Origin of the sequence: Brevibacterium linens (genome assembly GCF_003999335.1) — a bacterium.
Classification (GTDB): domain Bacteria; phylum Actinomycetota; class Actinomycetes; order Actinomycetales; family Brevibacteriaceae; genus Brevibacterium; species Brevibacterium linens.
In genome coordinates this window covers 1,245,876-1,269,835 of sequence record NZ_CP026734.1, presented here as the reverse complement: position 1 = coordinate 1,269,835, position 23,960 = coordinate 1,245,876, and the positions used below count along the sequence as shown (strand labels likewise).

Below are 23,960 nucleotides of genomic sequence, written 5' to 3'. Positions count from 1 at the left end.
CGCTATCCGGCCGCGAGCGCCTCGGCCAGGCTCGGGGTGGCGGCGATGAGGCTCCGTGTGTACTCCTCCTGCGGGTTCGCGTAGATGTCCTCCGTGGCCCCCGATTCGACGATCTGCCCGGCCTTCATGACGATGACGTCGGAGCACAGGTGTTTGACGACGCCGAGGTCGTGGGAGACGAAGAGGAGGGTCAGCGCGTACTCGTCGACGAGGTCGGTGAGCAGGTTGAGCACCTGCGCACGCACCGAGACGTCGAGGGCGGAGACCGGTTCGTCGGCGACGAGGATCTGCGGTTTGGTCACCAGTGCCCGAGCGATCGAGATGCGCTGTCTCTGCCCGCCCGAGAACTGGTGCGGGTACCGACGCAGAGAGTCCGCATCGAGGTCGACGGCGGTGATCATCTCCACGACCCGCGCATCCCGTTCGTCCTTGTCGATACCCGCGGCGATGAGCGGTTCGGCGACGATATCGGCGATGCGCATCCGCGGATCGAGCGAAGCGAATGGGTCCTGGAACACGATCTGCAGGCGCTCGCGCAAGCGACGCAGCGCCTGAGAGCTCGCGGCTTCGACGCGGATGTCGCCGACGCGTACATGGCCGGTGGTCGGTCGGTCGAGACCGGAGAGGATGTTCAGCAGCGTCGATTTCCCCGAGCCCGACTCCCCCACGATGCCCAGCCGCGCTCCGGTCGAGACGGCGAAGTCGATTCCGCCCAGAGCGGTGACGTCCGATCGTCTGCGGCCGAAGAGACCGCGTCCGCGGAAGACCCGGGTGACGTCCGAGACGTCGATGAGCGGCGCCGATTCCCGCACCGAGGCGGTCCCATCGTCGTCCGTCACCGAGGCGGTCCCGTCCACGGAATCCCCCGGCTCCACCGGCTCTGCCGACGACGCTGCCTTGTCGAGCCGCGGACCCGAGTAGGCGAGCGCGGTCTTGAGCGTGAAGAGCCGACCGCGCTCGTCGGTGGCGTCGAGGTCCGAGGATGCCAGGAGCCCTCGCGTGTATTCGTGCTGAGGTGCGGTGAAGATTTCGTCGACGCTGCCGGTCTCGACGATGCGGCCGCGGTACATGACGATGACTCGATCACAGATTCCGGCGACGACGGCGAGGTCGTGAGTGATGAACAGCAGCCCCGCCTCGACGTCCGAGACCCTTTCGGCGATGAGGTCGAGCATCCGCTTCTGCACCGTGACGTCGAGGGCGGTGGTGGGTTCGTCACAGATGAGCAGCCGCGGCGAATTCGCCAGGGCGATCGCGAGCATGACGCGTTGCCGCTGCCCGCCCGACATCTGGTGCGGGTAGGCGAACCGGGCACTGTCCGGGTCGGGCATGTGGACGTCGCGGAGCAGATCGCGCACACGAGTCGGGATCTGAGCTCGGGGCACCTTGCCGTGGATGCGCAGCACTTCGGCGATCTGGTCGCCGATGCGCATGAGCGGGTTGAGTGCGCTCATGGGCTCTTGGAACACCATGGACACGATGTCCGACCGCATCCCGGCCAGGGTCGTCTCCTTCGCGTCGAGCAGGTTCCCGGAGTGCCCCTGCAGGTGCACCCGCCCCCGGGTGTGCAGCTCTTCGGGCAGCAGTCCCATCACGGACTGGGCGGTCAGCGACTTGCCCGAGCCGGATTCGCCGATGAGTCCGACCCGCTCCCCCGAAGCCAGGCTGAGGCTGACGTCATGGAGCACCGGCGTTTGTGTTCCCGCAGGGGTGATGGTGAGGTCGCGGACCTCGAGCAGATTCTCAGGCACCTCGAGCCTCCATCTTCGGATCGAAACGGTCGCGCAGCCCGTCGCCCAAGAGGTTGAAGCCGAGGACGGCGAGCGCAATGAACACGCCCGGCCACAGCGCGAGTTCGGGGTGAGTGGACAGGTACTGCTGGGACTCCTGCAGCATCCGGCCCCACGACGGCGTCGGGGCCTGGGTGCCGAGTCCGAGGAAGGACAGCCCCGCCTCGGCGAGGACCGAGATCGCGAACGCCACTGATGCTTGGACGATGACCATTCCGGCGATGTTCGGCAGCACATGGACGACGGCGATGGCCGGGATCCGACGGTTCGACGCTCGTGCGGCGCGCACGTATTCGGTGCCCAGGACCTGCAGCGTCCCCGACCTCGCGACTCGAGCGAACCCGGGGATCGCGGCGATGCCGACGGCGACCATCGCCGGGCCCGTCCCCGGCGAGTAGACGGCGGCGAAGATGATCGCCAGCAGCAGAGCCGGGAAGGCCAGCAGGATGTCGTTGGCGCGCATGATCACCGAGTCGATCCAGATTCCCCACGGCTGCTTCGCGAAGAGGGCGGAGATGATTCCGATCGGGGTGCCGATGAGCAGGGCGATGCCGACGGCGACGACGCCGACGAGCAGCGTGATCCGCGCCCCGACCATCACCCAGGTCAGCGTGTCCCGGCCGAAGGTGTCGGTGCCGAACGGATGGGCGAGGCTGCCGTTCTGCAGCCGGGCCGCGGGGTCGATCGCGTTCGCATCGTACGGGGTCCACACGAAGGAGACGAGGGCGAGTGCGACGATGAGCACGACCAGGCCCGCACCGATGACCATCGATGCGTTCCCCCGCCGCCCGCTCTTGCGGGACCGGGCGGAGCCGCCGTTCGCCGAGGCGGTCGCGGCGGCCGGGTTGAGATCGACGGGATCGGCATGGTCGCGGGGACTCTGAGCACCGGTCGGTTTCATGCGGCGTTCCTGATCCGGGGGTCGACGATGGGCACGAGGATGTCGACGATGAGGTTGATGATGAGCACGAGCAGGACGAGGACCATGACGATGCCCTGGACCGCCACAAGGTCGCGGTTGGCCACGGCGCGGACGAGTTCGGATCCGATTCCGGGCAGCACGAAGATCTGTTCGATGATCACGGCCCCGACCAGCAGGGTCGCCAGCTGGACTCCGGCGACGGTGATGACGGGGATCGCCGCATTGCGCAGCCCGTGGACGAACAGTGCCTTCGTCCGGGTCAGTCCCTTCGCACGGGCAGTGCGGATATAGTCCTCCCGCATCACGTCGAGGACAGCCGAGCGAACATAGCGGGTGAGGATCGCCGCCTGTACGAGCGCCAGCGACACGACCGGCAGGACCAGACGAAGGAGGAAGCCGCCGAGGCCCTCGATCGGAGCCATCCACCCTTGGGACGGGAACCACCCGAGGGTCAGCGAGAAGACGATGACGAGGATGATCGCGGCCAGAAAGTTCGGGATCGCGATGCCGACCTGGCTGAGGCCTGAGATCGTCACACCGATCCAGTTGCGCTGTTCGAGAGCGGCGAAGGTGCCCAATGGCACTGCGATGACGATGGACACGGCGATGGCGGCGATGACGAGGATCGCGGTCACCTGGACGCTGCCCACGATGACGGGGGTGATCTCGGCACCGGTGACGTACGAGGTGCCGAAGTCTCCGGTGAGCATTCCGCCCATCCAGTCGAAATACCGGATGAGCGGTGGCCGGTCGAGCCCGTACTGTGCTTCCAGCGCCGCCACCGCGTCCGGGGTGGCGTTCGTTCCCAGCGCCACCTGTGCCGCGTTGCCGGGCAGCAGACTCATCAGGGCGAAGACCGCCACCGAGGCGACGAGGAGGGACAGTGCGAACTGGACCGCACGGTTGATGGCGTAGGTGAGCATCGACGTGTGCGGTCAGGCCCAGCTGAGGTCGGCGATCTTGAACGCGTCGGAGACGCGGTTGGCGGGTATTCCCTCGACGCCGGACTTGGCGATGACGAGGTTCGGGAACAGGAACAGGAAGTCCGAGGCGGCATCCTCGGTGATCGTCCTGGCGATCTCCTTCATCCCCGAGATGTATTCCTCCTCGGTGCCGGTGTCGGCCTTCTCCGCGAGCTTCGTGATCGTCGAATCGTCGTAGCCGATGTAGTAGTCCTTCGAGAACACGGTGAGGATGTCGCGTGGTTCGGCATGGTTGATCACCGACATGTCGTAATCGTGTTCGGTGAACGTCTTGTCCAACCACACGGCCGGGAATTCCTGAGTCTCGATCTTCGCCTTCAGTCCGACCTCATCGAGCTGGGCGGAGACGATTTCGGAGATCGCTTTCGCGTACGGCAGGTTCGGTACGGTGAAGGCGAACTCCTCACCATTGATCCCGGCCTCGTCGACGAGCTGCTTGGCTTTCTTCGGATCGTACTTCCACTCTCCGGTCAGGTCTTCGTAGTACGGGTCGGTCGGGGGCACCATCGAGCCGATGAGCTCGCCGTAGCCCGCCCACGCCGTGTCGAGGACCGCCTTGCGGTCGATCGCATACATCACGGCTTCACGGGCCTTCTTGTCCTTGAAGATGCCTTCGGCGTTGTTCATCGACAGCACGACTTCGCCGTTCGTGGTGCCGGAGACGATCTGATAGTCGTCGCTTTGGAACTCTCCGGCCAGTTCGGGCGCCTGGAGGTTGGAGACGAGGTCGATCTCTCCTGATTTCAGGGCGTTCGAGGCCGAGACCGCATCCTTGAAGTATTTGAACTGGACCGAGTTCAGGGACGGCTTCTCACCCCAGTAGTCGTCGCGGGCGGTGAAGTCGATGGACTGTCCGCGCGTGAATTCCTCGATCGCGAAGGGACCGGTGCCGATGGCTTCGTTCGCCAGGTCGTCGGTTCCCTCGGTGTCGAAGACGGCACCGACGAGACTGGTGAGGTTGAACAGCCAGGTGTTCGACGGCCTCTTCAGTTCGATCGTGACGGTGGAATCGTCCGGGGTCTCGATGGACTCGACGATGTCCATCTTCGACTTCAGCGCGTTCTTCCAGTCGTTCTGCACTCGTTCATAGGAGTACTTCACGTCTTCGCTGGTGAAGTCCGCACCATTGGAGAACTTCACACCCTCCTGGAGTTCGAAGGTGTAGGTTTTGCGGTCATCGGACAGGGACCAGTCCTTGGCCAGGGCAGGCTGGATCTCCCCCTCGCCGTCGAGGCGGACGAGCGATTCGTAGACGTTCTCCATCAGCGCTTCGGGAATCGCGACCCCCGAGGTGGAGGTGAAGTCGAGGTTGACCGGTTCGGCGGTGAAGGCGATCGTCATCGAGTCCTTCTGCTGCGCATCGCCTCCGCTGTCGGAGGCGCCGGCCGAACAGCCTGTGATCAGCAGGCTCGTGGCGGCCGCTGCCGCCACCCATGTCATGATGCGCGGAGTCTTCATTGTTCTCCTCGATTTCGCCGACCACGAAGAGGGTCGTTCGCCAACATTCGAGCACCGTCAGTGTATCCGAATTTCTCAGCTGGTGAGGCAGTTGCGTTCAGATTCCGGGCATCGTGGGTGAGCGATTCAGAGATTCGGCTCGTCGGCGAGAATCGCGGCCAGTGCGTCGAAGGCGAACCGGCGGTGGGAACGTGAGTTCTTCTCCTCAGCACTCATCTCGGCGGCACTGAGCTCAGAGCCTTCGGGGACGAAGATCGGGTCGTAGCCGAAGCCGTTCTCACCCTTGGGGTCGGTGGCCAGCCGTCCGGGCATGACTCCCTCGGCGGTGAACTCGCGACCGTCGGCGGTCACAGCGGCGGCCGCGCAGCGGAACTGCGCTGCGCGGTGTTCGGCTGCGATATCACCCAGCTGGGCGAGCAGGAGTTCGAGGTTCGCGCGGTCGTCGCCGTGTCGGCCGGCCCAGCGAGCGGAGAAGATCCCCGGTGCGCCGCCGAGCACGTCGACGCTGATTCCCGAGTCGTCGGCGATGGCGGTGTGTCCGGTCGCGGCGGCCGCGGCACGCGCCTTGATGAGCGCGTTCTCCGTGAACGTGACGCCGGTTTCGGCGACATCGCCGAGCCCCGCCTCGGCGGCGGTGAGCACCTGGGTATCGGTGCCGAGGACGGGCCCGAGGATGGTCAGCAGCTCTCGCTTCTTGCCCTCATTGTGAGTGGCGATCACGAACGTCGTCATCCGGCGAGCACGTCGGACTGGATGCGGGTGAGTTCGGTGCACCCGTGGCCGGCGAGGTCGAGCAGTTTGCCGAGTTCGTCGCGGTCGAACGGTGCTCCCTCGGCCGTGCCTTGGACTTCGATGAACTTTCCGGACCCGGTCATGACCACATTCATATCCGTTTCGGCTCGCGAGTCCTCGAGGTACGGCAGATCGAGGAGGGGCTGTCCGTCGATGATGCCGACGCTCACGGCCGCCACCGAATCGATGAGCGGCTGGTGGGCAGCAGGGATGAGCCCGGTCGATCGCCCCTTGTCGATGGCCTTCGCCAGCGCGACGTAGGCGCCGGTGATCGAGGCGGTGCGGGTGCCGCCGTCGGCCTGGAGGACGTCGCAGTCGAGAACGAGGGTGTTCTCCCCGAGCTTGTCCATGTCGATGACCGCCCGCAGGCTGCGGCCGATGAGGCGGGAGATCTCGTGAGTGCGTCCGCCCTGCTTGCCCTTGACCGACTCGCGGGTGCTGCGCGAGTCGGTGGCTCGCGGGAGCATGGCGTATTCGGCGGTGACCCAGCCGCGTCCCTGGCCCTTGAGCCACCGCGGCACGCCTTCGGTCAGCGAGGCTGCGCAGAGGACGCGGGTGTTGCCGAACTCCACGAGCGCGGACCCTTCGGCGGTGTTGATCCAGTCCGGGGTGATCCGGACGTCACGGAGTTCGTCTGCCGCACGGCCGTCTGCTCGCACTGTCTGCCTCTTTCGTCTCGATGGTGGTGTCTGCTGGTCGTCGCCGAGTCACACGGTCCACGTGGCTCCGGGCTTCGCCAGCTCGATGGGTCCACGGTACTCCCCGGCCGCCTCACCGCGCACGATGGAGCAGTCGGTCCAGGCCGGGATGTGGGTGAGCACGAGCGCGGATGCCTCGGCGTACTGCGCCACACGTCCGGCGCGCTTGCCTGTGAGGTGGATGCCGCGTGCCGTGTCGCGGTCTTCCTGAAAAGCGGCTTCGCAGAGGAAGAGGTCCGCGCCCTTGGCCGCCTCGACGAGGTTCTCGCACTCATCGCTGTCACCGGAATACGTGATGACTTTGCCGGCTGCGTCCGTGATCCGCAGAGCGTAGGCCTCGACGGGGTGGTCGACGAGGAAGGATTCGATCGTCAGCGATCCGATCTGATGCCGACTGCCGTGGTCGATGTCGGTGAACTCGAAGGCGTGGTCGAAGTCCGAATCGTCTCCCCCGTTGGCGACCGGGGACTTGCCGGGATCCGTGTAATAGGCCCGAAAGAGGCGCTCCTTCGCGCCGGCCGGAGCGAACACCGGGGTGCGGATCGTTCCGGTGTCGGAGATGTCGCCGTTGAAGTACTTCGGGTTGAAGCAGTGTTTGACGTAGAGGCCGGTCATGTCCATGCAGTGATCCGGGTGGAGGTGGCTGAGCACGATGCCGGAGAGACGATCGGTGTCGATCGTCTCCTGCAGAGGGCTGAGCGCACCGGACCCGAGGTCGAGGATGATGCGAGTGGGTGTGTCCTCATCCGTCTCGATGAGGTAGCAGCTGGCGAGAGCGCCGCGCCCTGGGAAGGAACCTGCGGTGCCGATAGCGGTGAGTCTCATATCTCGTCATCCCCTTGCCTCTGGTCGAGCAAGGTCGTTGTCAATCGGTCCTGAATCCACGTCAGGAAGTCGTACAGGGTCAGGGTGAGGTCTTCGGACTCGGAGAGGCCCTCGCGGTGGGCGTACTTCTCCTCCTGTGCCTCCTCGGTGTCGATCTCGAGGCGCACGGCGAGGACGAGTCGCAGATCGTTGAGTCCCTTCATCCAGGCGAGCACCTCGTCGCGGGTCAGGGCGATGTCGTTGCCCTTGCTCAGTCCCAGCAGCACGATGCGCACATTGTGTGCCTTGGCCTGTTTGAGGTCGAACTCGGTGAGGCGGCGGAACTCCGCCGAACGCTCCTCGTCGTCGGGGTCGACGTCGGGCAGCAGTCGCAGCAGCGCCGGATCCTCCGGACGCGGCCGGTCGACGAGTCCGAGCCGGGCTTCCCAGTTCTCCGAGTCCGGACGGTCGTCATCGCCGTCACCGTCTTCGGCCAGCAGGGCCGCGAGATCGGTGAACACGGTGAGCATGAGCGAGCGTTCGTTGTCCTGCAGGGTGAGGACGACGTCGTCCCCTCGTGCGTCGATAGCGGCCATGTGTCAGTCGGATCCTGAATCGGGTTGGCACGCGGCCCACAGGCCGTACTCGTGCATCGCTTGGGTGTCTCGTTCCATGGCTTCACGACCTCCCGTGGCAACCACGGAGCGGCCGTTCTCATGGACTTCGAGCATGAGCGAGTGGGCTTTCTCCTCGGAGTAGCCGAAGTAGGTCTGGAACACGAAACTGACATAGCTCATGAGGTTGACCGGGTCGTTGAAGACCACGGTCCTCCAGGGCTTGGCCAGGTCCTCGGCGGGTCGGACATCGACCTCCGGCTCCAGGACTGGTGTCGTTGGATTGCTCACGTTTCCACCATACGGCAGAACACTGACACTGTCGTGACGTAAGATCGCGCCTATGAGTGATCTCACACGGACCGATTCGACGGCTTTCTTCACGGATCAGTACGAATTGACGATGGTGCAGGCGGCCCTGGAATCCGGTGCCGCCCACCGCAAGAGCCTCTTCGAGGTCTTCGGCCGCAGTCTTCCCGCAGGTCGCCGCTACGGTGTCGTCGCCGGTACCGGCCGGATCCTCGAGATGATCCGCGACTTCCGCTTCGATGATGCCGAACTCTCGTTCCTCAGCAGGGAGAACATCGTCGACTCGCGCACCATCGACTGGTTGGCGGACTATCGGTTCTCCGGCAATATCCGCGGCTATGCCGAAGGGGAGATCTATTTCCCCGGCTCACCGCTGCTCACGATCGAATCGACATTCGCCGAGGGTGTCATCCTCGAGACGCTCATCCTGTCGGCGATGAACTATGACTGTGCAGTCGCCTCGGCGGCGTCCCGCATGGCTCAGGCGGCCGGCGATCGACCCTGCGCGGAGATGGGCGGGCGACGGACGAACGAGCATGCGGCCGTGGCTGCGGCTCGAGCCGCTGTCATCGGCGGTTTCGCCTCGACGTCGAACCTGGCCGCCGGCCTCCAGTACGGACTGCGCACGATCGGCACCTCGGCCCACTCGTTCACGCTCCTCCACGATTCCGAGCGAGAGGCCTTCGCCGCCCAGCTGAAGTCGCTGGGCACCGAGACGACTCTGCTCTTGGACACCTATGACGTCGAGGAGGCGCTGGCCACGGCGATCGAACTGGCCGGGCCGAACCTCGGCGGCGTGCGCATCGATTCGGGCGACCTCATCGAACAGGCCAGCGAGGTTCGTGAGAGCCTGGACCGTCTCGGTGCCCGCGACACGACGATCACCGTCACGAGCGATCTCGACGAGTACGCGATCGCTGCGCTGGCCGCCTCCCCCGTCGACTCATACGGTGTCGGCACACGAGTCGTCACCGGTTCAGGCGCCCCGGCCGCCGGGCTGGTGTACAAGCTCGTGGCCCGCGCCGATGAGGCAGGCGAGTGGACCTCGGTGGCCAAACACTCCTCCGGCAAGCCCTCACGCGGAGGACACAAAGAGGCGCTGCGCCTCATCGACGGTCCGATCGCGGTCGAGGAGGCCGTCGGCATTCCGAGCCTGCCCGATGACCTCGGTGACGGTCGTCGGCTCAGCGTCGATCTCGTCGTCGACGGTGAGGTCGATGAATCGTTCACCGGTGCGGCAGGCGTGAAGAAGGCCTGCGCCCGACATGATGAGTCGTTGGCGGAGCTGCCGCGTTCGGCCAGGCGCCTGCAGGACGGCGAGCCCGCCATCCCCACCGTGTTCTATTCAGCCTGATCCGGGCCCGGCCCACCGCGGTGCTCACTTCTTGCCGATGAACCAGCCCTGCAGCTTCTTGATCCGAGCTTGGATCTGCTCCCGTGTGGCCTGAGCGACGGCCGGTCCCCCGCATGCCTTGCGCAGCTCGACGTGGACGTTCTGGTGCGGTGTGCCGGTGCGTCTGGACCAGGCACCGACGAGGCTCTGAAGCTGGTTGCGCTCTTCCTTCATCGCGCGGTGCTCGAGTTCGCTCGTCTCCACCTCGGGTGCCGGAGGTGCCGCCGCAGTCTTGCGCTTCGCCTGCCGGGCCTGCTGAGTGCTCAGCAGCTCACGCACCTGATCGGGTTCGAGCAGACCCGGAATGCCGATGAAGTCGAGTTCGTCCTCGGAGCCGATGGCTCCGCCGGTGCCGAATTCGCCGCCGTCGTAGAGGACGCGGTCGAACAGCGCCTCGGCACCGAGTGCTTCGAAGGATCCGAGTTGGTCCGACGAGGCGCCTTCGTTCCGATTCGCCTGCTCCATGGCCTGCTCGTCGAAGACGACGACATCGTTCTCGTCCTCGTTCTTCGGGCGATCGAGGGCATGGTCGCGTTCGGTCTCCATCGAGTTCGCCAAGGCCAGCAGCACGGGCACCGAGGGCAGGAACACCGAGGCGGTCTCGCCGCGTTTGCGAGCACGCACGAAGCGGCCGATCGCCTGGGCGAAGAACAGCGGCGTCGACGAGGAGGTCGCGTAGACGCCGACACACAGTCGGGGAACGTCGACGCCTTCGGAGACCATCCGCACGGCGACCATCCATCGGTCGGTGGAGTTCTGGAACTGTTCGATCCGCTCCGAGGCTCCTGCTTCGTCAGAGAGCACCACGGTCGGTTTCTCTCCGGTGATCTCGTGCAGCCGTTTGGCGTAGGCTCGGGCGGCCTCCTGGTCTGTGGCGATGACGAGTCCGCCGGCATCGTGGACGGTGCGCCGGACTTCCGTCAGTCGGATATCGGCGGCCTTGAGGACCGCCGGGATCCAGTCGCCCTTCGGATCGAGTGCCGTGCGCCAGGCCTGCGAGTTGATGTCCTTCGTCGTCTCCTCGCCGAGGACGTGCGACATCTCGTCGCCGGCCTTGGTCCGCCAGCTCATGGCGCCGGCGTAGGCGAGGAAGAGGACGGGGCGGACGACGGAGTCCTTGAGCGCACGACCGTAGCCGTAGGAGTAGTCCGCCACCGAGGTGCGGATGCCGTTCTCGTCGGGAGCGTAGGTGACGAACGGGATCGGTGAGGTGTCCGACCGGAACGGGGTTCCGGTCAGGGACAGTCGACGGACCGCGGGGCCGAAGGCCTCTCGCACGGCATCGCCCCACGACAGGGCGTCACCTCCGTGGTGGACCTCGTCGAGGATGACCAGGGTGCGGCCGGCGGCCGTCCGGTTGTGGTGGAGAACGGGTTTGGCCGCCACCTGCGCATAGGTCAGAGCCACTCCGTGGTACCCGGGGGCGTGTTTGCCCTGGGAGTTCTTGAAGTGCGGGTCGAGTTTGATGCCCACACGTGCCGCCGAATCGGCCCACTGCACCTTGAGGTGTTCGGTGGGAGCGACGACTGTGACCCTGTTGACGACTCTTTGGGCCAGCAGTTCGGCAGCCAGGCGCAGAGCGAAGGTGGTCTTACCGGCCCCGGGGGTCGCGACGGCGAGGAAGTCCTTGGGCTGCTTCTGGAAGTAGAGTTCGAGAGCCTCCGCCTGCCAGGCACGCAGCTTTCCGGCCGTTCCCCACGCTGCGCGCTCGGGGAATGCCGGTGGAAGCTGTTCTGCTGCGGAGGTCCCTGGTGCTGATGGGAGACGATCCGCGGACATCTACTCCTGCGGTCCTTCGGACATCGTCTCGTAGATCTCTTTGCACTTGGGGCAGATCGGGAACCGCTCGGGGTCGCGCGTGGGGACCCACACCTTCCCGCACAAGGCGATCAGCGGAGTCCCGGTCACCATGGACTCCATGATCTTGTCCTTGGGCGCGTAGTGGCTGAAGCGCTCGTGGTCGCCGGGCTCGACTAGCTGCTCGGACTGCTCGCGCTCGATCGTTGCTGAACCGCCTGAAGCTGGAATGGTCATGGCTCCATTGTAGTTCCCTAGAATGAGTGTCATGGACCAGGCCTACGACGATTCCCTCACAGAACGCTACCGCGAACTCAGCGATGACATCGCCGCGGCGGTCGCCGTGGTCTCTGCCACCCGCGGCAGTGCCCTGCATGCGATCACCGTCGATTCGTTTCTCGACGTGTCGTACGATCCCCCGACGATGGCGGTGAGCGTCTATTCCGGCTCACGGATGATGGAGACCCTGGAGACGAGTTCTCACTTCGCCATCTCGCTGCTCAATTCCGACCAGCGAGACATCTCTGAACGCTTGGGAGCTTCGGGCCAGCCGCTGTACGGGTCGCTCAAAGGCATTGACACCTTTCCCGCCCCGCAGGCCGGGCAGCCGGTACTCACCGAGGCGATCGCCTGGTTCGAACTCGAACTCACCGAGGTGCTCGAGGTCGCCACGCACAACCTCGTCGTCGGTGAGGTGGTCTCCATGGGTGCGGGCACGAATGCGGGAACATCCCGTCCCCTGCTGCGCTGGCGCAAAGGCTACGGGACGATCGGAAAACGCTGAGCGGGCCGAGCGACGGGACATACACCCGCCGGCGAGTCCTTGGCCCTCTGACAGAACTGGAGCTGTTCGGTCCGACTGCGCGCGGCAGATACGACACAGGCCCTGCTCAGCATCATCATGCTTCGCTTGGAAGCGCAACCGTCCTGGGCAGGGCCTGTCTTGTGGTTCAGTCGATCAGACGACTCCCTGAGCGAGCATCGCTTCGGAGACACGGATGAAGCCTGCGATATTGGCGCCGGCGACGTAGTCTCCGGGCGAACCGAATTCATCGGCAGCGGCGGCGCAGCTGTCGTGGACATCGCCCATGATCTCGGCCAGGCGCGCCTCGGTGAAGTCGAAGTCCCACGAGTCGCGGCTGGCGTTCTGCTGCATTTCGAGCGCACTGGTCGCGACACCGCCGGCGTTTGCGGCCTTGCCGGGGGCGAAGAGGACGCCGGCCTCGGAGAAGATCTTCACGGCTTCCGGCGTGCAGGGCATGTTCGCGCCTTCGGCGAGGGCGATGACTCCGTTCTTGACCAGAGTCGCAGCCGAGTCTCCGTCGAGCTCGTTCTGAGTCGCACATGGCAGTGCGACGTCGACCTCGATGTCCCAGACATTGCCGCCCTCGTGGTAGGTCGCGCGTCCCCCGCGCTGCTCCACGTATTCGGAGATGCGTCCGCGCTCTTCGAACTTGATGCGCTTGACGAGTGCCGTGTCGATGCCATCCGGATCGTGGATGAAGCCGGCCGAGTCGGACATCGTGATGACCGTGCCGCCGAAGGCCGTGACCTTCTCTGCTGCGAACACCGCGACATTTCCGGATCCGGAGATCGAGACTGTGCGACCGTCGATGTTCTTCTTCGCAGCCGCCAGCATGTCCTTGAGGAAGTACACGACGCCGAAGCCGGTGGCTTCGGTGCGGACCATGGAACCGCCGTAGGACAGTCCCTTGCCGGTGAGCACACCTGCCTCGTAGGAGTTCGTCATCCGCTTGTACTGGCCGAAGAGGTAGCCGATCTCCCGACCGCCGACGCCGATGTCGCCTGCGGGCACATCGCGGCATTCACCGATGTGACGATACAGCTCGGTCATGAACGACTGGCAGAACCGCATGACTTCGCGGTCGCTGCGGCCCTTCGGATCGAAGTCAGATCCGCCTTTGCCGCCGCCGATGGGCAGGCCTGTGATGGCGTTCTTGAAGATCTGCTCGAAGCCGAGGAATTTGACGATGCCGAGGTTCACCGAAGGGTGGAACCGCAGTCCACCCTTGTACGGGCCGAGTGCCGAGTTGAACTGCACACGGAAGGCGCGGTTGATCTGCACGACTCCGGAGTCATCGATCCAGGGGACCCGGAAGATGATCTGGCGTTCGGGCTCGCACAGCCGCTCGAGCGCTGAGAGTTCGAGGTATTCGGGGTGTTTGTCCACGACGGGGCCCAGGGAATAGAGAACTTCCTGTACCGCTTGGTGAAACTCCGACTCTCCAGGATTACGCTGGAGCACCGTGTCGAAGATTGGCTGCAGTGATGGATGTAGACTCATGCGCACAAACCTACCGTGACCCGCATAACAACAATCCGAGCGACCAGATAATGGACAGCGTTGTCCGGTCACTTCAAGTGGGATATAAGTGGCTCTTCGCAGTTAGGGGTGTAATCGGGGTCTGAATCCTCCCGTCTCGAGCAAGCTTCGGGCGATGTAGTGGGTGAGGTTCCGGAACCCCAGCGCCGATCCACGTAGGTGTTCCAGCCTGCCGTTCAATGCTTCCGTCGGACCGTTCGACGTCCCCGGCCGATCGAAATACGCCAACACATCCATAGCCCGCTTCTTCAACGTCCGCCCCAGCCGGCGCAGCTCAACAAGACCAGCAGGCACCCCGGACGAGATGGAGTCGATGATCGACTGCAGCGACTTCTTCCCCGCGGTTCGGTCCGGGTTGCGGTAGGCGGTGATGATGTCTTGGAACACGCTCCAGGTCACCTCCACATCAGCATGATTCTCATCAGCAAAGAGAGCGACGATCCGTTGCTGCTGCCGCTCGGTGAGTAACTGACACCCGGTGTGCAGAGTCCGCCGGGCCTGATACAACGGGTCGCCCTTCTTCCCGCGGTGCCCGGTCGTTTCCTGCTGAACACGCCTGCGGACCTCGTCCAGACTGTCCCCGGCGAGCTTGACGACATGGAAGGGATCCATCACTTCCACCGCGGCCGGCAGCTCTTCGACAGCAGCGGTCTTGAACCCGGTGAACCCATCCATCGCCACGACCTCGATTCCATCGCGGAAGGCCTTCGACTGCCGGGCCAGCCACGATTTGAACACGGCCTTCGATCGTCCCTCAACCATGTCCAGCAATCTCGCTGGTCCTGTCTGATCGCGGATCGGGGTGAGATCGATGATCACGGTCACGTACTTGTCACCCCGTCTGGTGTGCCGCCAGACATGTTCGTCGACGCCGATGACGCTCACGTTATCGAACCGGGAAGGATCGTCGATGAGAGCCCGATGTCCTTCGGCCAGGATCGCGTCATTAGCGGTGTGCCAGGATACAGCGAGCTTGGCCGCGATGACGGAGATCGTGGCGTGATCGACAACGAGTGCTTTCAAAGCCCATGCGAGTCCGGTGCGCGAGATCTTGGCCCTGGCTGGGGCTGCTTGGTCGGTGTCATGGCGCCACACGCGCCCACAGAGTTCGCACTTGTAGCGACGGAGTCGGATGAGCAGGGTGGTGGGACGGTGCCCGAAGGGTTCGTGAGCCAATTTCCGGGTCACAGTATCGCGGGGCCGGCCATGTCCGCCCCATCGGTGGCACCACTCATCGTCAGTGGTTGGGGTGCACAGGAGAACTGTTTCTGAATCGGTGACGTGTTGGCCCGTGCAGTGCAGGCCGAGTGTGTCGAGGTGGCAGAACGTGGTGAGGTCAGGGGTGGAGAACGTAAGGTGGTGCACGTCGAGGTCTTTCGGATGGTTTGTCTAGGAAATTCCATCTTCGAAAGGCCTCGACCTATTTCTGTGTAGCGACGCGCACCGGTTCTACACCCTCAACTGCGAAGAGCCATATAAGTCATCCTCGCAGTTCCAGGGCCATTGAACAGGAAAGAATGGAAACAAGTCACATGGACATCTCGGAGATCTGGCCGCCGTTCGCACTTCATCTGCGATCAGATGGTATGGAGCTCTCGCCCGTACAAGAGGCCGATATTCCGGAGCTCGCACAGATCGCGCGAGGCGGAGTGAGACGCGATGGAATCGAAGCCTTCTCCTATTGCTACCTGGCGGGGGCCCAGCAACCCCGCGCTGGACTGGTCCCCAGAAGTTGGACTGCTGTGAGGTCAGCATAGTTCGTAAATAGGCTCACCATCCTTGGCGGTCTTGCTTCGATATTCCATCGGGGCAAGGCCGCCAAGTCGTGACGAGATCCGTTCGTAGTTATACCAATGAATGTACTCATCGATCGCGGCCTTGAGGTCCTCGACCGTGTCGAATTTCTGCAGATAGAACATCTCGGACTTCAACTGCCCGAAGAAGTTCTCCGCCATCGCGTTATCCCAGCAGTTTCCCTTCCGCGACATCGACGCTGTGGCACCATGCTTGGCCAGGATCGACGCCCACGACACGTGCTGATACTGAAACCCCTGATCGGTATGCACCAGCGGCGTCTGCCCGGGACGCAGTCCCTGACAGGCTTGCGTCAGCGACTCGTTCGTCAATGCCGTGTTCGGTGACGTCGACATCGAGTACGACACCACACCGGCATCGAACAGATCGATCACTGGTGACAGATACAGTTTCTTGTCTTCAACAGCGAATTCCGTGACGTCAGAAACCCATTTCTCATTCGGTTCATCAGCGGTGAACTCCCGATTGAGTACGTTGTCAGCAACGGCACCGACCGTGCCGCGATGGGAGTTGAACTTCTTCTTCCGCACCTCGGTCTGCAGACCCATGTCACGCATTAATCGCAGCACGGTCTTCTTCGCTATAGCGATGCCCTGTTTGACCAAGACAGCCCAGATCTTGCGGTGCCCATAGCGTTTGTGACTCTTCTCGAAGATGTCCTTGATGAGTGTTCTCACCTGCGCGTATGGGTCGGGTCTCACGTCGAAGCGTTTCTGGTGGTAGAAGAACGTCGACCGGGCCAAACCCGCGACCTGCAGCAGCAATGGCAGTGGATAGTCCGCCTTGAGACTGGCAACGATGCGTGCTTTCACAGCTGCCCTTTTTGCCTCAAGGCCCGAAGTTTTTTCAAGTACGCGTTCTCCGCTTCAGCCCGCAGCAGCTGGTCTTGCAGCTGCCGATATTCGGCCAGGCTGATGTCCTCGACACGAGTCTTCCTCGCCATCAGGTCTGGCTTGGATGGGGCCGGATCAGCATCCGGGTCCTGACCGTTGTCGAGGGCTCGCATCCGTGCTGTCTTGCCTTTGGCCGGCGGCGATGTCGCGAACGCGTCTTCGCCCTTGTCCCGGTATTTCTTCGCCCAATCAACCACGGTGCGCGAGGAGGCCAGACCAAGCTCCTTGGCTAAAACGACTTTGTGTTCGCCATCGAGATACCGTTTCGCAGTCGCGATCTTCGTCTCTGCCGGTATCCGGCGGCGCTGGTGCGGTTCCATGACCGATATTGTTCCACGCACCAGCCACCGGTCGTGGAGGAGCTTGAGTGAGGGTTTGTGGACGTCGAGCATCGTGGCTGTCGCGGCATAGCCGTGCCCTTGGTCGAAGAGTTCGATCGCGGCTTTGGCTTGTTCGTCTGTGATCAGACAGTCCTTACGCATGGAATGGTCCCTTCAAGTTGGCTTGTGTTGATCACAGTCCAACTTTTGGGGACCACTCCACGCGAGGTTGCTGCGCCCCCGCCAGGTAGCAATAAGCACGGACAACACACCCCATCGTGCACACAGACAACACACCCACCCATAAATGAAAACACACCATGAATAAAGAAGAGGCCCTGCCCCTGACCCAAAGATCAGAAGCAGAGCCTCCCTCAAAAAATATTGCGGCAGTCACTTACTCTCCCACAACCACCAAGTTGCAGTACCATCAGCGCGAATGGGCTTAGCTACCGGGATCGGAACGGTTAACCGGGCGTTTCCCCACCACTATCACCACCGCAAAACCACACAGACCACACACACCCAAACCCACGTTTGAGTGGTAGTGGTCCAAGAACCGCACAGCGAACGCGAACACCAAAAACTATGTAATACGCACACCCCAAAGAGTGTGAACTCTTCAAGCCATCCTAGAAAAAACAAAACATCTTTTCGCACACACCAACCCCAAAAGGATGGTTGATGAGTGATCGGTGTATTAGTACCAGTCAACTCCACACATTGCTGTGCTTCCATACCCGGCCTATCAACCCCATCATCTATAGGACACCTCCCCTGACAAAAGTCAGTTGGAAATCTCATCTCGGAGCCGGCTTCCCGCTTAGATGCTTTCAGCGGTTATCCATCCCGAACGTAGCCAACCAGCCATGCTCCTGGCGGAACAACTGGCACACCAGAGGTTCGTCCGTCCCGGTCCTCTCGTACTAAGGACAGACCTCCACAAATTTCCTACGCACGCAGCGGATAGGGACCGAACTGTCTCACGACGTTCTAAACCCAGCTCGCGTACCGCTTTAATGGGCGAACAGCCCAACCCTTGGGACCGACTCCAGCCCCAGGATGCGACGAGCCGACATCGAGGTGCCAAACCATGCCGTCGATATGGACTCTTGGGCAAGATCAGCCTGTTATCCCCGAGGTACCTTTTATCCGTTGAGCGACCACGCTTCCACAAGCCATGGCCGGGTCACTAGTCCCAGCTTTCGCTCCTGCTCGACACGTCCGTCTCACAGTCAAGCTCCCTTGTGCACTTACACTCGACACCTGATTGCCAACCAGGCTGAGGGAACCTTTGGGCGCCTCCGTTACTCTTTAGGAGGCAACCGCCCCAGTTAAACTACCCATCAGGCACTGTCCCTGAACCCGATCAGGGTCCGAAGTTAAGGAATCCACTATGGTCAGAGTGGTATTTCACCGATCGACTCCACCCCAACTAGCGTCGAGGCTTCCCAGTCTTCCACCTATCCTACACAAACCACACCGAATCCCAATACCAAACTATAGTGAAGGTCTCGGGGTCTTTCCGTCCTGCTGCGCGTAACGAGCATCTTTACTCGTAATGCAATTTCGCCGAGTTCGTGGTTGAGACAGCAGAGAAGTCGTTACGCCATTCGTGCAGGTCGGAACTTACCCGACAAGGAATTTCGCTACCTTAGGATGGTTATAGTTACCACCGCCGTTTACTGGGGCTTAAATTCTCCGCTTCACCCCTAACGGGGTTAACAGGTCCTCTTAACCTTCCAGCACCGGGCAGGCGTCAGTCCGTATACATCGACTTACATCTTCGCACGGACCTGTGTTTTTAATAAACAGTCGCTTCTCTCTGGCCTCTGCGACCACCACCAGCACATCCCACCGCAAGGATGGTTCACCGGGATGGTCCCCCTTCTCCCGAAGTTACGGGGGCATTTTGCCGAGTTCCTTAACCACGATTCTCTCGATCACCTTAGTATTCTCTACTCGACCACCTGTGTCGGTTATAGGGTACGGGCAACACACACCCTCACGTCGATGCTTTTCTCGGCAGCAGAGGATCACCAGATCACCCCACCAATGTGGGGCGCCCATCAGCTCTCACACACTTGCGGGGACGGATTTACCTACCCCCACGTGCTACAACCTTAGACCGTGACTACCATCGCACGGCCTGGCTACCTTTCTGCGTCACACCTCACGCTTACCGACTCCACACTCAGGTCCCCCACTCAAACCCAACCACAGGCCCGAAGGCCTGACGGGGTCATCACAGGGTTAGTCTCATGTGTTTTGGTACTGTCGGTTGTGTGTCGGTACCAGAATATCAACTGGTTGTCCATCGACTACGCCTGTCGGCCTCGCCTTAGGTCCCGACTTACCCAGGGCGGATTAGCCTAGCCCTGGAACCCTTGGTCATCCGGTGGACGGGTTTCTCACCCGTCTTTCGCTACTCATGCCTGCATTCTCACTCGAATCGCTTCCACCACTCGTTCACACGGCGACTTCACCAGCAACTCGACGCTCCCCTACCCAACACCACACCATTACGGCTATACGTGGTGCTGCCACAACTTCGGCGGTGTACTTAGCCCCGCTACATTATCGGCGCTCAATCACTTGACCAGTGAGCTATTACGCACTCTTTCAAGGATGGCTGCTTCTAAGCCAACCTCCTGGTTGTCTTCGCAACTGAACATCCTTTCCCACTGAGCACACGCTTAGGGGCCTTAGTTGATGGTCTGGGCTGTTTCCCTCTCGACAATGAAGCTTATCCCCCACTGTCTCACTGCCACGCTGAACCTTGACTGGCATTCGGAGTTTAGTTGACGTCAGTAACCCGGTAGGGCCCATCAGCCATCCAGTAGCTCTACCTCCAGCAAGAACCACGCAACGCTGCACCTAAATGCATTTCGGGGAGAACCAGCTATCACAGAGTTTGATTGGCCTTTCACCCCTAACCACAGGTCATCCCCTCCATTTTCAACTGAAGTGGGTGCGGGCCTCCACGCGCTCTTACACACGCTTCACCCTGCCCATGGCTAGATCACTCCGCTTCGGGTCTAGGACACGCGACTGACTCGCCCTATTCGGACTCGCTTTCGCTACGGCTACCCCACACGGGTTAACCTCGCCACGTACCGCTAACTCGCAGGCTCATTCTTCAAAAGGCACGCCATCACAGTCATCAAGATACTGCTCTGACGGATTGTAAGCACATGGTTTCAGGTACTCTTTCACTCCCCTCCCGGGGTACTTTTCACCATTCCCTCACGGTACTCATTCCGCTATCGGTCATCAGGAAGTATTTAGCCTTACCAGGTGGTCCTGGCAGATTCACACGAAATTCCACGAGTTCCGTGCTACTCGGGCAACGCACACACCACGACAGGCTGATGTTTCGTCTACGGGACTCTCACCCACTCCGGTCCTGTTTCCCACCAGGTTCGACTACACCAACCACGCTCGCGGACCAGTCATGCTGAACCGGACCATGCACACCCCACAACACCCTGACAGCAACACCAGCACGCTTGACACTGACAAGGTTTAGGCTCATCCAGTTTCGCTCGCCACTACTCCCGGAATCATTGTTATTTTCTCTTCCTGCGGGTACTGAGATGTTTCACTTCCCCGCGTTCCCTCCACATGCCCTATATATTCAGACACGGGTCACCACCCTCACGAGTGGCGGGGTTTCCCCATTCGGAGACCCTCGGATCAACGCCTGTTTATCGGCTCCCCGAGGCTTATCGCAGATTTCCACGTCCTTCATCGGCTCCTGATGCCAAGGCATCCACCATGCGCTCTTACACACTCACCCAACCCCCAAACAGGGCCAGCTTCGTGTGCGCGAAAAATTGTTTCATTCACCTCAACTAGATGATGACAAGAAAAATCACATTACATAAACAACACTTTCGTGTTGTTTGATGCTCGCGTCCACTATACGATTCTCAAACCACTACCAAACACCCACCACCACACAACACCATTTCGCTGCTGTCTGGCCGTCGGGTTGGTCCTGTTGGTTGAAACCACACCCACACACACTGTGTGGGGTTTGTGATTCCAGGACCCAATAACGTGTTCGTCCTAGCCCACCCGATCACCACCGTCGTCATGGCACACAGGCCACACCACGCTGGTTGGATGAGCGAAAGAAGTGATGTTCCACCCTTGAGCACCCAACACCAACACGTACGGCTGGTTCGTTGGGGTTCTGATGTGTGCTCCTTAGAAAGGAGGTGATCCAGCCGCACCTTCCGGTACGGCTACCTTGTTACGACTTAGTCCCAATCACCAGTCCCACCTTAGACGGCCCCCTCCCCACAAAGGGGGTTGGGACACCGGCTTCGGGTGTTACCGACTTTCGTGACTTGACGGGCGGTGTGTACAAGGCCCGGGAACGTATTCACCGCAGCGTTGCTGATCTGCGATTACTAGCGACTCCGACTTCACGTAGTCGAATTGCAGACTACGATCCGAACTGAGACTGGCTTTAAGGGATTCGCTCACCCTCACGGGTTCGCCTCTCTCTGTACCAGCCATTGTAGCATGCGTGAAGCCCAAGACATAAAGGGCATGATGATTTGACGTCATCCCCACCTTCCTCCGAGTTGACCCCGGCAGTCTCCTATGAGTTCCCACCATCACGTGCTGGCAACATAGAACGAGGGTTGCGCTCGTTGCGGGACTTAACCCAACATCTCACGACACGAGCTGACGACAACCATGCACCACCTGTACACCAGCTCCAAAGAGAAGAACTGTTTCCAGAACGGTCCAGTGTATGTCAAGCCTTGGTAAGGTTCTTCGCGTTGCATCGAATTAATCCGCATGCTCCGCCGCTTGTGCGGGCCCCCGTCAATTCCTTTGAGTTTTAGCCTTGCGACCGTACTCCCCAGGCGGGGCACTTAATGCGTTAGCTACGGCGCGGAGAACGTGGAATGTCCCCCACACCTAGTGCCCAACGTTTACGGCATGGACTACCAGGGTATCTAATCCTGTTCGCTCCCCATGCTTTCGCTCCTCAGTGTCAGTTACAGCCCAGAGTCCCGCCTTCGCCACCGGTGTTCCTCCTGATATCTGCGCATTTCACCGCTACACCAGGAATTCCAGACTCCCCTACTGCACTCTAGTCAGCCCGTACCCACTGCACGCGCAACGTTAAGCGTTGCGTTTCCACAGCAGACGTGACCAACCACCTACGAGCTCTTTACGCCCAATAATTCCGGACAACGCTCGTACCCTACGTATTACCGCGGCTGCTGGCACGTAGTTAGCCGGTACTTCTTCTGCAGGTACCGTCACCTTACGGCTTCTTCCCTGCTGAAAGCGGTTTACAACCCGAAGGCCGTCATCCCGCACGCTGCGTCGCTGCATCAGGGTTTCCCCCATTGTGCAATATTCCCCACTGCTGCCTCCCGTAGGAGTCTGGGCCGTGTCTCAGTCCCAGTGTGGCCGGTCGCCCTCTCAGGCCGGCTACCCGTCGTCGCCTTGGTAGGCCATTACCCCACCAACAAGCTGATAGGCCGCGAGCCCATCCCCGATCGAAAAACTTTCCACCAACCCTCATGCGAGGATTGGTCGTATCCGGTATTAGACCCAGTTTCCCGGGCTTATCCCGAAATCGGGGGCAGGTTACTCACGTGTTACTCACCCGTTCGCCACTCATCCACCAGGTGCAAGCACCCGGCTTCAGCGTTCGACTTGCATGTGTTAAGCACGCAGCCAGCGTTCGTCCTGAGCCAGGATCAAACTCTCCATAAAAAACTTTATGTAACGAATGAATCCCAGCAAGACAGCCAACCCCTCACGGGGTGAGAAGGTTGACCCATAAAATTACTGACCAAACACACCATCCACCCCACTTAACGGCAGGAGGTTCGGCGAAGAACCACCCACACGAGGGTGAACCACTGTTTGGCCAGGTGATTGTCTTACCAGAAAATAAATTGTTCTGGCATCACAACTTGTTCAAACAAACACGCTATTGGATTCTCAAACCACAAACACACACCCATCACCACACCACAAACACAGTGTGTTCACTGGGGGTATCAGTTTCTGTTGGCACTTTTCGCCTTGCGACTCGCTGTGCCAGCGGATGTCTACTCTACATGGTTGTTTCGCTCCGTGCAACTCGAAGTTCATCTTCGGTTTGCCCACATCGTTCCCGATCAGAGCGACTGTTGCCTTTCCTTGCGTCCTGGCAACCCGGACTACAATACACACATCTGCAGCCACCTGCAAAACCGCTCCGGCTGCGCTCACTCCCCGGCCCGGAAGAACCCCGAGATCTCGGGCGAGAGTCTCGCCCGCGCAACTTCAAGAGAGATCTATGCCACGGGTTCGGCGAGCTCCGGAGAATCGTTGCGGACATTGCCCACCGCTTTGCCGACCTTGTGCCGAGTGACGCTTGCGGGATCGACCTGATCGAGCGTCGTCGCCAGCAGGTCAGGCACATCATTCGTCAGCACTGCCGGATCGATCCAGTCACTGATCTGGTCGCGCCCGAGGAATACCGGCATCCGGTGGTGGACATCGCTGAGGTGGCCCGCGGATTCCATCGTCAGGATCGTCGTGGAGACCAGCCAGGACTCATCCGGCTGCTTCCAGAACTCGAAGAGCCCGGCCATGAAGAGTGGGTCCTCGCCGGCGGCGGTCATCATCCATGGCTGCTTGCCGTCCTCGGTGTCCTCCCATTCGTAGTAGCCCGGGATGGGCAAGGCACAGCGACGACGTCGAATGGCCTGCCGGAACATCGGCTTCTCGAGCACTGTCTCGGACCGTGCGTTGAATGCCTTGAACCCGATCTTGGGGTCTTTCGCCCAGGCGGGAACCAATCCCCAGGAAGCGGTTTCGAGGCGGCGGTGCAGCTGGCCGTCGTCGTCGAGGCGCTCGACGACGATCGGCACGAATGATCCCGGAGGCACGTTGAAGCGCGGCGTGTAGTCATAGGAGACGACATCCAACCGCAGCTCATCGGCGAGATCTGCCGGATCGAGAGACATATTGAGTCGACCGCACATGCGCCCATCTTCCCACTT

General features: G+C 61.5%; 18 protein-coding genes and 3 rRNA genes. 2 read left to right on the top strand and 19 right to left on the bottom strand.

The window, feature by feature from the left end:
- Nucleotides 1-2: 2 nt before the first annotated feature.
- The 9 genes from CXR29_RS05625 to clpS all read right to left on the bottom strand — a co-directional run bounded on the left by CXR29_RS05625 (nucleotide 3) and on the right by clpS (nucleotide 8,352).
- Nucleotides 3-1,751, bottom strand: coding sequence for a dipeptide ABC transporter ATP-binding protein (locus tag CXR29_RS05625; protein WP_101595418.1), 1,749 nt, complete (start codon nucleotides 1,749-1,751; stop codon nucleotides 3-5).
- Complete coding sequence (locus CXR29_RS05620) at nucleotides 1,744-2,691, bottom strand: ABC transporter permease (protein ID WP_127364088.1); 948 nt, start codon at nucleotides 2,689-2,691, stop codon at nucleotides 1,744-1,746. Before CXR29_RS05620 ends, CXR29_RS05625 begins: the two co-directional genes overlap by 8 nt.
- Complete coding sequence (locus CXR29_RS05615; RefSeq protein ID WP_127364087.1) at nucleotides 2,688-3,635, bottom strand: ABC transporter permease; 948 nt, start codon at nucleotides 3,633-3,635, stop codon at nucleotides 2,688-2,690. Before CXR29_RS05615 ends, CXR29_RS05620 begins: the two co-directional genes overlap by 4 nt.
- A gap of 12 nt (nucleotides 3,636-3,647) precedes the next feature.
- Nucleotides 3,648-5,153 (bottom strand): ABC transporter substrate-binding protein, encoded by a 1,506-nt coding sequence (locus CXR29_RS05610; RefSeq protein ID WP_127364086.1) that lies wholly within the window; start codon nucleotides 5,151-5,153, stop codon nucleotides 3,648-3,650.
- A 126-nt stretch (nucleotides 5,154-5,279) separates the two neighbouring features.
- Nucleotides 5,280-5,885, bottom strand: coding sequence for an RdgB/HAM1 family non-canonical purine NTP pyrophosphatase (gene rdgB, locus CXR29_RS05605; RefSeq protein ID WP_127364085.1), 606 nt, complete (start codon nucleotides 5,883-5,885; stop codon nucleotides 5,280-5,282).
- Nucleotides 5,882-6,604, bottom strand: coding sequence for a ribonuclease PH (rph, locus tag CXR29_RS05600; RefSeq protein WP_127364084.1), 723 nt, complete (start codon nucleotides 6,602-6,604; stop codon nucleotides 5,882-5,884). The genes rdgB and rph overlap by 4 nt, the downstream gene beginning before the upstream one ends.
- A gap of 48 nt (nucleotides 6,605-6,652) precedes the next feature.
- On the bottom strand, nucleotides 6,653-7,468 hold the full coding sequence (locus tag CXR29_RS05595) for an MBL fold metallo-hydrolase (RefSeq protein ID WP_101555425.1): 816 nt from the start codon (nucleotides 7,466-7,468) through the stop codon (nucleotides 6,653-6,655).
- Nucleotides 7,465-8,043 carry a DUF2017 family protein gene (locus CXR29_RS05590; protein WP_101555426.1) on the bottom strand — a complete coding sequence of 193 codons (579 nt, stop codon included), beginning with the start codon at nucleotides 8,041-8,043 and terminating at the stop codon, nucleotides 7,465-7,467. Before CXR29_RS05590 ends, CXR29_RS05595 begins: the two co-directional genes overlap by 4 nt.
- A 3-nt stretch (nucleotides 8,044-8,046) precedes the next feature.
- A complete protein-coding gene (gene clpS / locus CXR29_RS05585; protein ID WP_025779886.1) occupies nucleotides 8,047-8,352 on the bottom strand; it encodes an ATP-dependent Clp protease adapter ClpS in 306 nt (101 codons plus the stop codon).
- 52 nt (nucleotides 8,353-8,404) lie between these two features.
- Here clpS and CXR29_RS05580 point away from each other — a divergent pair, with 52 nt between their 5' ends.
- Nucleotides 8,405-9,724: a nicotinate phosphoribosyltransferase gene (locus CXR29_RS05580; protein WP_025779884.1), complete on the top strand. Its 1,320-nt coding sequence runs from the start codon at nucleotides 8,405-8,407 to the stop codon at nucleotides 9,722-9,724.
- A 24-nt stretch (nucleotides 9,725-9,748) separates the two neighbouring features.
- On the opposite strand, the gene CXR29_RS05575 is transcribed toward CXR29_RS05580, so the two are convergent.
- Nucleotides 9,749-11,542, bottom strand: coding sequence for a DEAD/DEAH box helicase (locus tag CXR29_RS05575; RefSeq protein WP_101555427.1), 1,794 nt, complete (start codon nucleotides 11,540-11,542; stop codon nucleotides 9,749-9,751).
- On the bottom strand, nucleotides 11,543-11,797 hold the full coding sequence (locus tag CXR29_RS05570) for a DUF3039 domain-containing protein (protein ID WP_035320920.1): 255 nt from the start codon (nucleotides 11,795-11,797) through the stop codon (nucleotides 11,543-11,545).
- 31 nt (nucleotides 11,798-11,828) lie between these two features.
- On the opposite strand from CXR29_RS05570, the gene CXR29_RS05565 reads away from it, so the two are divergent.
- Nucleotides 11,829-12,344, top strand: a complete 516-nt coding sequence (locus CXR29_RS05565) for a flavin reductase family protein (protein WP_025779878.1) — start codon at nucleotides 11,829-11,831, stop codon at nucleotides 12,342-12,344.
- A 174-nt stretch (nucleotides 12,345-12,518) separates the two neighbouring features.
- Here the strand turns inward: CXR29_RS05565 and gdhA are convergent, their stop codons facing one another.
- From gdhA to CXR29_RS05525, 8 genes are all read right to left on the bottom strand, one after another.
- The gene (gene gdhA / locus CXR29_RS05560) at nucleotides 12,519-13,865 is read right to left on the bottom strand and encodes an NADP-specific glutamate dehydrogenase (protein ID WP_101555429.1); all 1,347 of its coding nucleotides are present in this window, start codon (nucleotides 13,863-13,865) and stop codon (nucleotides 12,519-12,521) included.
- A gap of 102 nt (nucleotides 13,866-13,967) precedes the next feature.
- Nucleotides 13,968-15,269: an ISL3 family transposase gene (locus tag CXR29_RS05555; RefSeq protein WP_127364083.1), complete on the bottom strand. Its 1,302-nt coding sequence runs from the start codon at nucleotides 15,267-15,269 to the stop codon at nucleotides 13,968-13,970.
- Between the two features lie 383 nt (nucleotides 15,270-15,652).
- Nucleotides 15,653-16,531, bottom strand: a complete 879-nt coding sequence (locus CXR29_RS05550) for an IS3 family transposase (RefSeq protein WP_115614055.1) — start codon at nucleotides 16,529-16,531, stop codon at nucleotides 15,653-15,655.
- Entirely contained in the window at nucleotides 16,528-17,094 is a 567-nt protein-coding gene (locus tag CXR29_RS05545) for a helix-turn-helix domain-containing protein (RefSeq protein ID WP_127363851.1), read from the bottom strand. Before CXR29_RS05545 ends, CXR29_RS05550 begins: the two co-directional genes overlap by 4 nt.
- A 222-nt stretch (nucleotides 17,095-17,316) precedes the next feature.
- Nucleotides 17,317-17,435, bottom strand: a 5S ribosomal RNA gene (gene rrf, locus CXR29_RS05540).
- A 177-nt stretch (nucleotides 17,436-17,612) separates the two neighbouring features.
- Nucleotides 17,613-20,731, bottom strand: a 23S ribosomal RNA gene (locus CXR29_RS05535).
- A 417-nt stretch (nucleotides 20,732-21,148) separates the two neighbouring features.
- Nucleotides 21,149-22,680 (bottom strand): 16S ribosomal RNA (locus tag CXR29_RS05530).
- Together the 16S, 23S and 5S rRNA genes form the textbook arrangement of a ribosomal RNA operon.
- Before the next feature lie 569 nt (nucleotides 22,681-23,249).
- On the bottom strand, nucleotides 23,250-23,924 hold the full coding sequence (locus CXR29_RS05525; RefSeq protein ID WP_240812239.1) for an SOS response-associated peptidase: 675 nt from the start codon (nucleotides 23,922-23,924) through the stop codon (nucleotides 23,250-23,252).
- Nucleotides 23,925-23,960: the final 36 nt, after the last annotated feature.